This window comes from Streptomyces sp. NPDC044571, from assembly GCF_040647115.1.
In the GTDB taxonomy this organism is placed as follows: domain Bacteria; phylum Actinomycetota; class Actinomycetes; order Streptomycetales; family Streptomycetaceae; genus Streptomyces.
Genome location: NZ_JBEZBN010000042.1, coordinates 13,136 through 25,343 on the forward strand (window position 1 = coordinate 13,136; position 12,208 = coordinate 25,343).

Here is a 12,208-nt window from a genome sequence, read left to right on the forward strand (position 1 = left end):
ACCCGCGGCTCTCAGGCCCGCCGGAGGCGGACAGTGACGATCTGGAAGGGCCGCAGGGTGAGGGGCACCGCGGACTGCGCCGTGGGGGCCGCGACCGCCGTACCCGCCAGGGCGCGCTCCAGGAGGTCGCTCTCGGTCGCCGCGACCACGGGGAAGTCCGCCGTCAGGGTCGCCGCCGCGCGGCCCCCGCGCGATTCGTAGAGGCGGACGACCACGTCACCGCTGCGGTCCTCGGCCAGTTTGACCGCCTCGACCACCACCGCGTCGTGGTCGACGGCCACCAGCGGCGCCACCGGGTGCGCGCCGTGCACGACGCGCTCCGGCAGGTTGAGCGCATGGCCCTCACGGACGGCGTCCGCGATCTGCGCGCCGGGGGCGAGCGAGAAGCGCAGGGTGTGCGTGCCCTGGTCCGTCTCGGGGTCGGGGTAGCGCGGGGCGCGCAGCAGGGAGAGGCGGACGGTGGTGGTCTGGCCGCCGTCCGCCCGGATGTCCCGGGTCACGTCGTGGCCGTACGTGGAGTCGTTGAGGAGGGCGGCGCCCCACCCCGGCTCCCCCACGTGGATCCACCGGTGCGCGCAGATCTCGAACTTCGCCGCCTCCCAAGAGGTGTTGGTGTGGGTGGGCCGCCAGACGTGCCCGAACTGGGTTTCCGCCGCGGACCGGTCCGCCTTCACGTCCAGCGGGAAGGCCGCCTTCAGGAACTTCTCCGTCTCGTGCCAGTCCACCTCCGTGACCATGTCCACCGTCTTGGACCCGGCGCGCAGGGTGATCCACTGGACCGCCTTCGAGGCCTGCGAGGAGCCGAAGGAGCGGCTGATCCGGACGGTCGCCGCGGCCGGACCTGCCTGCGTGACCTCCAGTGCGTCCAGGCCGACCAGATCGGTGACGTTGTTGCGGTAGAAGGCATCGACGTCCCAGGCGTCCCACATGTTCGGGAAGTCCGGGTGGAGCTGCAGCAGGTTCGCCGCGAGCCCCGGCGCCACCGACTCGCGGCCGGCCTCCAGGTCGTACGCGGACACGATCAGCCCGCGGCCGTCGACCTCCACCCGCAGCCGCCCGTTGGCGAGGACCTGCCCGCCGCCGGGCCGCTCCTGCACCGTCACCGGCCGCCCCGCCTCCACGGCGCGGCCTGCCCCGCCGGCCGGGACGCCGCGCCGCGCGTACGGGGCGCAGTTGAAGACGAGCTCCGTGGTGCCCTCCCCGGCCAGCGCGCGCTGCGCCGCGCGGGTGAGCGCGCACAGCTCCTCGCCCACCCTCGCGTAGGTCGCCCGCGCCTCGCGGTGTACCCAGGCGATGGACGATCCGGGCAGGATGTCGTGGAACTGGTGCAGCAGCACCGTCTTCCAGATCCGCTCCAGTTCCTCGTACGGGTAGGCGTAACCCGCCGCCTTGACCGCCGCGGTGGCCGCCCACAACTCCGCCTCGCGCAGCAGGGATTCGCTGCGCCGGTTGCCCTGCTTCGTCTTGGCCTGGGAGGTGTAGGTGCCGCGGTGCAGCTCCAGGTACAGCTCACCGGCCCACACGGGCGCGTCCTCGTACTCGGCACGGGCCTTCTCGAAGAACGCGTCCGGACGCTCGATCTCCACCCGCGGCGAGCCCTCCAGGTCCCGCTGGCGCCGGGCCCGCGCCAGGTGCTCGCGGGTCGGGCCGCCTCCGCCGTCGCCCCAGCCGAAGGGCACCAGCGAGCGGGAACCGCGGCCCTTCTCCCGGTAGTTGCGGGCGGCATGGGCCAGCTGGGCCGGGCCGAGATCGCTGTTGTACGTGTCGACGGGCGGGAAGTGCGTGAAGACGCGGGTGCCGTCGATGCCCTCCCACCAGAACGTGTGGTGCGGAAAGGCGTTGACCTGGGACCAGGAGATCTTCTGGGTCAGGAACCACTGTGCGCCGGAGAGCCTGACGAGCTGCGGCAGCGCGGCGGTGTAGCCGAAGGAGTCGGGCAGCCACACGCCCCGGGTCTCGATGCCGAACTCCTCCAGGAAGAACTTCTTCCCGTACAGGAACTGCCGGGCCATGGCCTCGCCGCCGACCATGTTCGTGTCGGACTCCACCCACATCCCGCCGACGGGCACGAACTGCCCGTCGGCGATCTTCTTCTTGACCCGTTCGAAGAGCCCGGGCCGATGCGTCTTGATCCAGTCGAGCTGCTGCGCCTGGGACATCGCGAAGACGAACTCGGGGTGGTCGTCCATCAGGTGGACCATGTTGGCGGTGGTCCGCGCCACCTTGCGCACGGTCTCGCGCAGGGGCCACAGCCAGGCGGAGTCGATGTGGGCGTGGCCGACGGCGCTGATCCGGTGCGCGGAGGCGTGCGCGGGGGAGGCGAGCACTCCGGTGAGCCGGGCGCGGGCGGCGGCCGCCGTGCCGGGGACGTCGTCGAGGTCCACGGTGTCGAGGGCCGCGCCGAGGGCGTGCAGGATCCCGTACCGCCGGGCGTCCGCGTCGCCGAGCTGCTGCATCAGGTCGTAGAGGACCTCAAGGTCCTGGACGAGTTCCCAGACCTCGGTCTCGAAGACGGCGAGGTCCATCCGGGCGAGCCGGTACAGGGGCTGGTCGCCGCTGGTTTGCCGGTCCCCTTCCCGACTGGGCCGGTGTTCGACGAGGACCGGGTTCGAGGCGCCCTCCACGTACCACTCGACCCGCTCGCCCCCCACGGCGCGGTCGGTCACCCGGACGCGGTCGTTGTAGGGGTTGAGGGCCTTGATCTCGCTTCCGTCGGCCCGGTGCACCAGGCCCTCGCACTGGAAGCCGGGCATCATCCGGTCGAAGCCGAGGTCGAGCACGGCTTCGACGGTGCGACCCGCCCAGTCGGCGGGGACCGTGCCGGTGACCTTGAACCAGGTGGTGCCCCAGGCCGGCCCCCAGGGCTCGCCGATCGCACAGGGCTCGTACGGGGCCGCCAGTCCCTCGGTAACCGGCACGGGCTCGTCCGGGGCCTGCCATCGTTCGACGGTGAGCGGGACGGACCGCGCGTGGACGGCGGGCCTGATCCGCTCCGCCAGAACCCGGCGGAGGCGGTGTTCGGTGATGCTGCGGTCGTCATGCACGGCGGCTCCTCCAGGGAGGGGAGGTCGGATGGGGGGGCGCGGCGCGGGGAGGGTCAGGTCTTGAGCGCTCCCTCGCCCACGCCCTTGAAGAAGTAACGCTGGAGGGCGAGGAAGAGGAGCATCATCGGCAGGAGGGCCGCCATGGCTCCGGCGGCGATGATCCGCTGGTCATTGGTGGTGCTCGTGCCGGCCAGGCTCTTCAGGCCGAGTTGCAGGGTGTAGTGGTCGCTGTGGGTGAGGACCAGCAGGGGCCACAGGAAGTCGTCCCAGGCGCCCATGAAGCTGGTGATGCAGACGACGGCCAGGGCGCCCTCGGCGGCGGGCAGGAACACCCGGCGAAAGCGCGTCCACTCGCCCGCCCCGTCCAGCACGGCGGCCTCCTCGATCTCCTTGGGCACGGCGAGGAAGGCCGCCCTCATGACCATGATGTTGAGGACGGACACGGCGCCGGGGAGCCAGACCCCGACGAGGGTGTCGACCAGGCCCATCGCGCGGACCGTCAGGAACATCGAGATCATCACGGACTCGAAGGGGAACATCAGGGTCGCCACGAGCACGGTGAAGACGGCGGTCCGGCCCTTCCAGGGGGCCCGGGAGAGCGCGTACCCGCCCATCGAGCAGAAGAGCACGTTCGAGGCGACGGCGAGGGCGGCGACGACGAGGGTGTTGCCCACGTACTGGAGCAGCGGGAACGACTGCGCGACCCGGACGTAGTTGTCGAGGGTGGGCTGCGCGGGCAGGACGCCGGCGTACACGTTCTCGGTACGGCCGCGCAGCGAGGTCAGGAACTGCCAGACGATCGGACCGAGCATCACGGCGAGCATCAGCAGCAGCGTCGTGTAGCGGGCGGCCAGGGCGAGCCGGCGCCGCCTTCGGTCGCCGCGGGGCCGGAGCGGGGCGCTCATTCCTCGTCCCCTTTCGACAGGCGCCGGCCCAGCAGGCTGAAGGCCAGGGTGAGGAGGAACAGCAGGATGGACAGCGCGGAGGCGTAACCCGTCTCACCGGAGAAGCCGAGCCCCACCTGCCGGATCAGGAAGGGCAGGGTGCGTGCCTCGCCGCCGGGACCGCCGCTCTCACCGCCGAGGATGTAGATCTCGGTGAACACGCGCAGCGCGGAGATGGCGGAGAGCGTGCCGACCAGCAGCATCATCGGCTTCACCTGGGGGACGGTGATGCTGAAGAAGCGGCGGACGGGGCCGGCGCCGTCGAGCGCGGCCGCCTCGTGGAGGGCGGCCGGGACGTTCCCGAGGGCCGCCAGGTAGAACACCATGTAGTAGCCGAGGCCCTTCCACACGGTGACGAGCATCGCGGATGCCAGCAGCAGCGTGCCGTCGGTGAGGAAGGGGACCGGCTCGGAGACGATGCTCAGCTTGCGGAAGACGGTGTTGACCAGTCCGTCGCTGCGCAGCACCCACTGCCAGATCAGGCCGACGACCACGGCCGAGGCGATGACGGGGGTGTAGAAGGCGGAGCGGAAGAAGCCGATGCCCGGGATCCGGGCCTGTACGAGGACGGCCAGGGCCAGCGGCAGGAAGACCAGGCAGGGGACGACGACGGCGAGGTAGAGCACGCTGTTGCCGGTCGCGGTCCAGAAGTCGGAGTCGGCGACGGCGCGGGTGTAGTTGTCGAAGCCGACGAAGCTGCCGCCGCGCAGGATCCGGGCGTCGGTGAAGGAGAGGATGACGGTGTTGACGAACGGCCACAGGCTGAACAGCGCCACCATCACCAGCCCCGGGGCGAGGAAGAGGTACGGCGTCCACCGCGCGCCGTGACGCGGCCCGGCGCCGCCGCGCGGCCGAGCGGTGGCCGGCGAGGCGCCGGCCGAGGGCGTGGCCGGGGAGGCGCCGGCCGAGGGGGTGGCGGCCGTCATCGCTTCGCCGCATGGGCGAGCAGCTTGTTCGCCTCCTCCTGCGCCTTCCGTACCGCCGTCCTCGCGTCCTGCTCCCCCAGGATGGCCTTCTGCATCTCCCGTACGACCGCGTCACCGACCTGGCTGGTCCACTGCACCGGGGTGTTGGCGTCGAGCGCGGCGGTCTTCAACTGCTCCGCGCCGACCGCCCGCGCCACGGTCTCCGCGTCCTTGCCGTCGCCGCGGTCCGCGAAGCGCGGGTCGGCGAGGCCTTGCGCCTGGGAGGGGTAGATGGTCGCGTTCTTGGAGAACTCGACCTGGTTGGGGCCGTTGGTGACCCACCGGGCGAACGCGGCGGCGGCGCCCAGGTGCGCCGTGTCCTTCCTGATGCCGAGCGACTGGGCGTAGATGCCGATGTGGCCGAGGGTGCCCGTGACCGCGCCCGCGACCCGGGTGTCGGCGTAGACCTGCGGGGCGTTCTGCTTGATGTCCCTGACGAAGCCCGGTGAGCCGGGGCCGAAGACGAGTTTGCCGCCACCGTAGAGCTGGTTGATGTCATCGGACTTCAGGAGCGACTCCTTCGGCATCGCACCCTTGGCGTACAGGGCCCTCATCCGCTCGACCCACTCGACCGCCTTGCCGGTGTCGAAGACGAAACGATCCTGCTCGTCGTTCAGGATCGGTACGCCCATCTTCTGCCAGTCGCCGGGCAGCCGGCCCTTGGGATCCGCCATGAACGCGGCGTACCGGCCGCCGGAGCCGGCGGCGATCCGCTCCGCGTAGTCGAAGAACTGCTCGACGGTCGTGGGGGGCTTCGCCGGGTCCAGGCCCGCCTTCTCGAACAGCACCGTGTTGTAGGTGAGGATCTCCGGGGTCACGTACCAGGGGTACGCGTACACGCCGTCGCCCTTCCCCGGCAGCTTGAACTGCTCCCACGCGCCGGGCACGTACTCCTCGGCGACCCCGGGATCGAGTGCGGCGACGTCGGCGAGCATGCCGCGGTCCCCCAGGAGCTGGAAGGAGTCGGTGGAGAGGTTGACCACGTCGGGCAGGGCGCCGGCCTGGGCGTCGGCGACGAGCTTCTCGTTGTAGCCCTCCCCGGGGACGTCCTCCCACGCGATCCGGACCTCCGGGTACTTCTTCTCGAACGCGTCGATGACGCCCTGGACGTACCCGGTGAACCTGGGCTTCAGCTGGAGCGTACGGAAGGTGATCTCGCCCGCCACCTTGCCGGTCTTCCGCGCCTCCTTCACGTCCTCGGCGCCGCCGCTCAGGCCGCAGGCGGAGACCGAGAGGAAGGTGCCGGCCACCAGGGCGGCGAGGGCGGTGCGGGTCACGTGCGATCGGGTCATCGTCTCCGCCTTCGGGGGGAGTCCGGCTTCGTTGCCGGAGCGCGGCGCCCACGCTGTCCCGAGCGCGGCGGCGGCGTCAATGCGGCCGCGACGGCGTTGGCCGAGCAGCCCCGGGTGGCCGTCCGGCGACCACATGACGCCGGCCCTCCGGCCGCGGCCCGGACCACACCGGACCACCTGGACCGATGCACGGACCTGCCGGTCCGCTCCGGGACGGCGCCGCTCCGGGCGCGCGGGCGTTCCGCCGGCGAACTTTGACGCCTTGTGCGCGGTCCGGGAGAACCCCCCTCATACGCCCCGCAGGCCGAGGGCGGACGGCCCCCCGCTCCCGCCCGCTCGGCCCGCACCCGGGTCCGCCCTTGTCGAGCCGTGTTCGACCGTCTACCGTGCCGGCTGACGGCGTGTAGCTCAGCAGCCAGAGCACCGACCTGCACAGTCGGAGGGCGCAGGGGCAGGACCTGCCACGCCGGCCATGGACGAGAACGCCACCCCACGACCCGCAGCGCGCCCTTCCGCCGAGGCGGACGCCGTGCACCGCCGTACCCTCGGCGAGGTCGCCGGCTCGCTCGCGGCGCGGAGGCCACGCCCCGCCGTCGAGGCGCAGCGCGAGGCGCTCACCGTGTGGCGGCCGTTCGAGGACGCCCTGCTCTCCCACTGGCTGCGCGCCGACGCCCGCAGCGCGCAGTGGGTGGCGGACGGGAAGGTGCTGCTGGAGCGGTACTCGGCACTCGCCGCCGCGCACACCCGGTGCCGCAAGCACCTCGACCCCAAGTCGAACGCCGCCGTTCTCAGGCACGCGCTGGAGGGGGCGGTGACGGGCCGTCCGCTCCCGGCACGGACGGCCGGGCTGCTGCGGCTCGCCCTCGCCTCGATGGTCGCCAAGCGCGGACTTCCCGGGTCCGCCGAGCACACGCGGCTGCGTGCGCGGCAGGCCCGACAGGCGGCGCAGCCCTCGTGCCACGCCCTGGCCGCGGTCGTGCGGAGCCGGCTCTCCGGGCTTGACCCGCACGGCGGAACGGCCGACGTGGAGTCGCCGGTGGCACCGGTGACGGAGGAGGAGGCCCGTACGAGCGGCGTGCCGGCGGGATCGGTGATCCCGGCCGCGATCCGCGCGACCGTCGCCACCGCCCTGAGTGCACCGCTGGACAGGCTGGTCGCGCGCGGGTCCGTGCCGTCCGCGGAGGTACTGGCCGAGCTGGCGCCGCAGTTCGCCGCCGTGCAGGCCGGCCTCCGGCGCACCGGGGCGCGGCTGCGCGTGCCGCCGTCACCGCGGTGGCTCCGCCCGGTCGCGGAACACCGTCGCGACGCCGCGGCCCGGCGGGCCGCCCGCGCCGCGCTCCGCCGGCTCGGCGAGCTCGCCGTCGAGTCCTTTCCGGGTGCGGGGGTGCCCAACCGGCTGGTCCCCACGCTCTCCTCGCTCGCCGAACGGGCGGGCATCCCGCTGCCCCTCACGCCCGAGCCGTTCGCCGCCGCGTACGGCGGAAGGGTCGACCCGGGCGTGCTCCCCGCCGTGCGGGTCGCCGCCGAACTGCTCCGGGGCAGCCTGTACGAGCGCTACCACGGCATCGACTACGCGGCGCTGCGAGACCTGGCGGAAACCGGGGACACCGCATGGTTCGAGCAGATGTGCGCCTCGCGGGCCGGCTTCCGGGAGGCCTGGCTGCCGCGGCCCGGCGCCCGGGGCATCTGGGTGCTCGCCACCGTCCCCGCCGTCATCGAACAGGCCCGGGTCCTCACCACCTTCAACATGGCCGCCCTCGTCCGCCACGCCGGAATCCGCCCGCGCGCCGGCTGGGACGGTCTGGCGCGCGGCGCCTTCACCGCCGCGCGCCGACGGGCGGCCGCCGAAGGGCGGGCCGGGACCGCCTGGCGGCAGCTGCTGTTCCACCTCTCGCTGTGCGACGCGGGCGAACAGGCGGCCGTACTGGCTTGGATCGACGCGGAGACCGTCGGGCTGCCCGCGCACGCCGCGGCCCGGCTGGGGCCCGCCCTCGGCCGACTGCGGGCGGCCGCCGAGGGTGCTACTTCAGGGGGTACTCCGTCTTCTCCGCGAGCTTTCCGTCCTTGAAGCAGAAACGGAAGACGGTTTCCCCACCCGAGGGGGCCGCCTCCGAGGACACGTACCAGGAGCACGCGCTGCCCTCGGGCACCGCCGGGCCGCCCGACTTCAGGGCGTCCTTCATGAAGGTCTCCCCCGAGGGCATCTTGGCGCGGACCGCGTCCTCCGGGTCGCCTACGTTCACGGCCCGGTAGACGGCGGGGTCGATCATGGTCTTGCCCGCGGCGTCGACCACCTTGCCGATGCCGAACAGGAGCGCCACGACGGCCCCGATGCCGAGAACCAGCACCACTCCGCAGCCGATCAGACAACCCTTGCGCTGTGCCACGCCGTTCCTCCATGCCTTGCGTGTTCGTCCGTCGGTCAGACCTTCGCAAGGGGGACGGGCCGCGCGCTGTCCTCCAAAGTCGCGGCTCGCGCGACCTTCGTCGTCAGCTCGCCGGCGCCGCCAGGTCCGCCGGGTCGGTGTTCGCTCCGCACAGCACGACCGCGACCCGCTCCCCCAGCGGTTCGGGGGCGGTGCGCAGGGCCGCCAGGGCCGTGGCCGCGCCGGCCTCGACCACGATCCGGTGCTCCTGCCACAGGGCCCGGCGGGCGGCGGTGATCGCCGTGTCCGGGACCAGCACCGAGTGCACGTCCTTGTGCTGCGCCGCGGCCAGTGCGTCCGCGGAGACGCGCGTCGCGCCCAGCGAGTCCGCGGCCACCGAGTCCACCGTGACGTCCACGGGCCGGCCCGCCTCCAGGGCGGCGTTCAGGGCCCGGCAGTGTTCCGGCTCGGCCGCGACCACCCGTACGCCGTGTTCGCGCGCCGCGGTGGCCACGCCCGCGAACAGCCCGCCGCCGCCGACCGCGACGACCACGGTGTCCAGACCGGGCAGGGCCGCCCGGATCTCCTCCAGCAGGGTGCCGGCGCCGGCGGCGATGAGCGGGTGGTCGTACGCGTGGCTGCTCAGCGCGCCGCCGGTGGCCGCGAACTCCCGACAGGCGGCCAGTGCTTCGGCGTAGCGCTCGCCGACGAGCCGTACGTCGGCACCGTAGCCGCGCAGCCGTTCCACCTTCACGCGGGGCGCGTTGACGGGCAGGAACACGGTGGCGGGCACCGACTGGGCGCGGGCCGCCCAGGCGCAGGCGAGGCCCGCGTTGCCGCCGGAGGCGATGGTGACCCCGGCGTCGGGGAGGGAACCGGCGTCCCGGTGGGCGGCGAGGAAGTTGTGCGCGCCGCGGGCCTTGAAGGAGCCGGTGTGCTGGAGGTACTCCAGGGCGTACCAGACGCCCTCGGACGCCGGCACGACCGCGGCGGGCCGTACCGCCCCCGCGATCCGGTCGGCGGCGGCGCGCACGGCGGCGTGGTCGAGCTGCTGTTCCATCGCGGGAGTCCTTTCAGGCGGCGGCAGGCCGGGCGGCCTCGATCAGCTGGCGCAGGGCGCCGTAGTACACCTCGTGGTCGGTCAGCGGGGGCAGTACGTCGGCCAGTCCGCCCGCGAGGACCGGGAACCGCTCGGGATCCAGCGCGGCCAGCGCCGCCCGCGAGGCGGCGGTGGCCCCGGCGGGGTCCCGGTGGTCGACGAACGCCGCACTGCCGAGGGTGAGCAGGTACATGCGGCGGTACGCGGTCATGGCCTCGGCAGGGGTCATCCCGGCGGCCACGCTGTCGGCGAGCGCGGGCTCGACCAGCCGGGCCAGCAGCTCCCGGCCGAGCCAGGGCCGGCCGCCGCGCAGGGCGAGCAGCCCGGGGTGGGCGACCAGGAGCCGGTAGAGGGCGCTGAAGCGGAGCTCGGTGGCCTCGGCCCAGCCGGTTCCGGCGGGGACGTCGGGCAGTCGGGCGGCGAGGTGCTCGGTGCACAGGTCCAGCAGGCCGGCGAGGTCGGTGCAGCGGCGCTGCACGGTGGCGTGCGAGACGTCGAGCCGGTCGGCGAGGGCGCGGAAGCTCAGGGCGTGCGGCCCGTCCTCGTCGAGGATGCGCAGGGCGGCGGCGGCGATCGCCTCGGGAGTGGCCCGCTCCAGGGCGGGCGAGGTCCTCGGCATGAGATACAGCGTATCAGCCATCGTCACACACCTGCGGCCTCCCCGATCGTGTGACGTCGACTACGGCCATATTGCTGGTCATCAAGCCACAACCATCGACTTGTGTTGACAGTCTGTAATCGCAGCGCTGCACTGAGCGCACCACGGCTCCGCCGGATGCCCCCGCCCCTCACGTACCCCACGTCAAGGAGTCTCCGTGCCGCTTCGCCTGCGTGCGTCGCTCCCCTGTCTCACCGCGGCCGCCCTGCTCGCGCTCTGCCTCGCCCCCTCCCCGGCCGCCGCCGAGCCCACCGCGACCTCGGACACCCCGCTCGCCCTGACCCCGCCCATGGGCTGGAACAACTGGGCGCACTACATGTGCGACATCGACGAGGCGAAGGTGCTCGCGAACGCCGACGCGCTGGTGTCCACGGGTCTGGCCGCCAAGGGCTACGACACGGTCACCGTGGACGACTGCTGGATGACCAGGAGCCGGGACGCGCGGGGCCGTCTGGTCACCGACACGCAGAAGTTCCCGCACGGCATGGCCTGGCTCGGCTCGTACCTGCACGCCAAGGGCCTGAAGTTCGGCATCTACCAGGACGCCGGCTCCCTGACCTGCGAGCGCTACCCCGGCAGCGGGGCACCCGAGGGCGGTGGCGCCGACCACTATGCCGAGGACGCCCGGCAGTTCGCGTCCTGGAAGGTTGACTACGTCAAGATGGACGGCTGCAACCTGTGGGTGCCGCCCGGGCAGACGAAGGAGCAGGCCTACCGGGACGCGTACCACGCCGTGGCCGCGGCCCTGCGCGCGAGCGGCCGGGACATGGTCCTCTCGGCGTCGGCGCCCGCCTACTTCCAGCAGGGCGAATGGGGCGGCCCCGACTGGCACAAGGTCCTCGGCTGGGTCGGCGAGACCGGCCAGCTGTGGCGTGAGGGCAAGGACATCAAGGTCTACCAGCCGGCCGCTCCGGCGACCTCCCGCTGGTCCTCCGTCCTCGGCAACTACGGCTACAACCGCTGGCTGGGCCGGTACGCGAGCCCGGGCAACTGGAACGACCCCGACTTCCTGATCGCGGGGGCCCCCGGTCTCACCGAGGCGGAGAGCCGCAGCCAGGTCGGGCTGTGGGCGATGATGGCCGCCCCCTTCATCCTGTCCTCCGAGGTCTCGGCCCTCACCCCCGGCGGGCTGGCCGCGCTCGGCAACACCGACCTGATCGCCCTCGACCAGGACCCGATGGGCCGTCAGGGCGCGGTGCTCTCGGCGAACGCCACGTTCGAGGTCCTGGCCCGGCCGCTGGCGAACGGCGACCGCGCGGTCGCCGTGCTCAACCGGTCCGGCAGCACCCGGGACATCTCCGTCCCGCTCGGCGACATCGGGCTGTACTCCTGCACGGTCGACGCCAAGGACCTGTGGACCGGCAGGAGCTCGGAGGTGGCCACCTCCCTCACGGGCCGGCTGGCCGCACACGACACGGCGGTCTGGCGGCTCACCCCGCACCAGGGCTGCGCCGACGCGGTGCCCACCGGGCAGATCACCGGTGACGGCGCCAAGTGCGCCGACGGCGCCAACACCACCGGTCTCGGTGCCGTGATCCTGGCGCCCTGCACGGCGGGCGCCGACCAGCGCTGGATCCTGGGTGAGGACGCGAGCCTGCGGCTGGCCGGCGCGTGCCTGTCGGCGGGCGAGGCCGGCACGGTCGAACTCGCCCGGTGCGCGCCCGGGCAGCAGGGCCAGGCCTGGACGCACCGCCGGGACGGGTCCCTGGTCGAGGACGTCAGCGGGCTGTGCCTCACGGCTCCCGCCGCGGCCGCGACCCCCGACGCCCCGGCCGAACGGCTGCGCCTGACCGCCTGCGGCGACCACCGGGTCGACCAGGCCTGGTCCCTCCCGGTCTGA

The 12,208-nt window shown here is 73.3% G+C and carries 9 protein-coding genes and 1 tRNA gene; 3 read left to right on the forward strand and 7 right to left on the reverse strand.

Annotated elements, in window-relative coordinates; all coding sequences use genetic code 11:
• Positions 1-11 precede the first annotated feature (11 nt).
• The 4 genes from AB0B01_RS21965 to AB0B01_RS21980 all read right to left on the reverse strand — a co-directional run bounded on the left by AB0B01_RS21965 (position 12) and on the right by AB0B01_RS21980 (position 6,245).
• Positions 12-3,044, reverse strand: coding sequence for a glycoside hydrolase family 38 C-terminal domain-containing protein (locus AB0B01_RS21965; RefSeq protein ID WP_361721556.1), 3,033 nt, complete (start codon positions 3,042-3,044; stop codon positions 12-14).
• Between the two features lie 53 nt (positions 3,045-3,097).
• On the reverse strand, positions 3,098-3,949 hold the full coding sequence (locus AB0B01_RS21970) for a carbohydrate ABC transporter permease (RefSeq protein WP_361721559.1): 852 nt from the start codon (positions 3,947-3,949) through the stop codon (positions 3,098-3,100).
• The gene (locus AB0B01_RS21975; protein WP_361721641.1) at positions 3,946-4,767 is read right to left on the reverse strand and encodes a sugar ABC transporter permease; all 822 of its coding nucleotides are present in this window, start codon (positions 4,765-4,767) and stop codon (positions 3,946-3,948) included. The genes AB0B01_RS21970 and AB0B01_RS21975 overlap by 4 nt, the downstream gene beginning before the upstream one ends.
• A 143-nt stretch (positions 4,768-4,910) precedes the next feature.
• Entirely contained in the window at positions 4,911-6,245 is a 1,335-nt protein-coding gene (locus AB0B01_RS21980; RefSeq protein ID WP_361721561.1) for an extracellular solute-binding protein, read from the reverse strand.
• A 397-nt stretch (positions 6,246-6,642) separates the two neighbouring features.
• On the opposite strand from AB0B01_RS21980, the gene AB0B01_RS21985 reads away from it, so the two are divergent.
• Positions 6,643-6,718 (forward strand) — tRNA-Cys (locus tag AB0B01_RS21985).
• Positions 6,718-8,313: a hypothetical protein gene (locus tag AB0B01_RS21990; RefSeq protein ID WP_361721564.1), complete on the forward strand. Its 1,596-nt coding sequence runs from the start codon at positions 6,718-6,720 to the stop codon at positions 8,311-8,313. Before AB0B01_RS21985 ends, AB0B01_RS21990 begins: the two co-directional genes overlap by 1 nt.
• Here the strand turns inward: AB0B01_RS21990 and AB0B01_RS21995 are convergent.
• The 3 genes from AB0B01_RS21995 to AB0B01_RS22005 all read right to left on the reverse strand — a co-directional run bounded on the left by AB0B01_RS21995 (position 8,267) and on the right by AB0B01_RS22005 (position 10,329).
• Positions 8,267-8,632 (reverse strand): hypothetical protein, encoded by a 366-nt coding sequence (locus AB0B01_RS21995; protein ID WP_361721567.1) that lies wholly within the window; start codon positions 8,630-8,632, stop codon positions 8,267-8,269. The two genes, AB0B01_RS21990 and AB0B01_RS21995, sit on opposite strands and share 47 nt — an antisense overlap.
• A 103-nt stretch (positions 8,633-8,735) precedes the next feature.
• Entirely contained in the window at positions 8,736-9,671 is a 936-nt protein-coding gene (locus tag AB0B01_RS22000; protein WP_361721570.1) for a serine/threonine dehydratase, read from the reverse strand.
• Positions 9,672-9,684: 13 nt separating this feature from the next.
• A complete protein-coding gene (locus AB0B01_RS22005) occupies positions 9,685-10,329 on the reverse strand; it encodes a TetR/AcrR family transcriptional regulator (RefSeq protein WP_361721573.1) in 645 nt (214 codons plus the stop codon).
• A gap of 196 nt (positions 10,330-10,525) precedes the next feature.
• Here AB0B01_RS22005 and AB0B01_RS22010 point away from each other — a divergent pair, with 196 nt between their 5' ends.
• Positions 10,526-12,208 (forward strand): ricin-type beta-trefoil lectin domain protein, encoded by a 1,683-nt coding sequence (locus tag AB0B01_RS22010; protein ID WP_361721576.1) that lies wholly within the window; start codon positions 10,526-10,528, stop codon positions 12,206-12,208.

What these genes read in the sequence shown, in the direction of transcription:
- AB0B01_RS21970 (WP_361721559.1), bottom strand. Translation starts at nt 3,949, where the DNA reads ATGAGCGCCCCGCTCCGGCCCCGCGGCGACCGAAGGCGGCGCCGGCTC.
- AB0B01_RS21975 (WP_361721641.1), bottom strand. Translation starts at nt 4,767, where the DNA reads ATGGTGGCGCTGTTCAGCCTGTGGCCGTTCGTCAACACCGTCATCCTC.
- AB0B01_RS21980 (WP_361721561.1), bottom strand. Translation starts at nt 6,245, where the DNA reads ATGACCCGATCGCACGTGACCCGCACCGCCCTCGCCGCCCTGGTGGCC.
- AB0B01_RS21990 (WP_361721564.1), top strand. Translation starts at nt 6,718, where the DNA reads ATGGACGAGAACGCCACCCCACGACCCGCAGCGCGCCCTTCCGCCGAG.
- AB0B01_RS22000 (WP_361721570.1), bottom strand. Translation starts at nt 9,671, where the DNA reads ATGGAACAGCAGCTCGACCACGCCGCCGTGCGCGCCGCCGCCGACCGG.
- AB0B01_RS22005 (WP_361721573.1), bottom strand. Translation starts at nt 10,329, where the DNA reads ATGCCGAGGACCTCGCCCGCCCTGGAGCGGGCCACTCCCGAGGCGATC.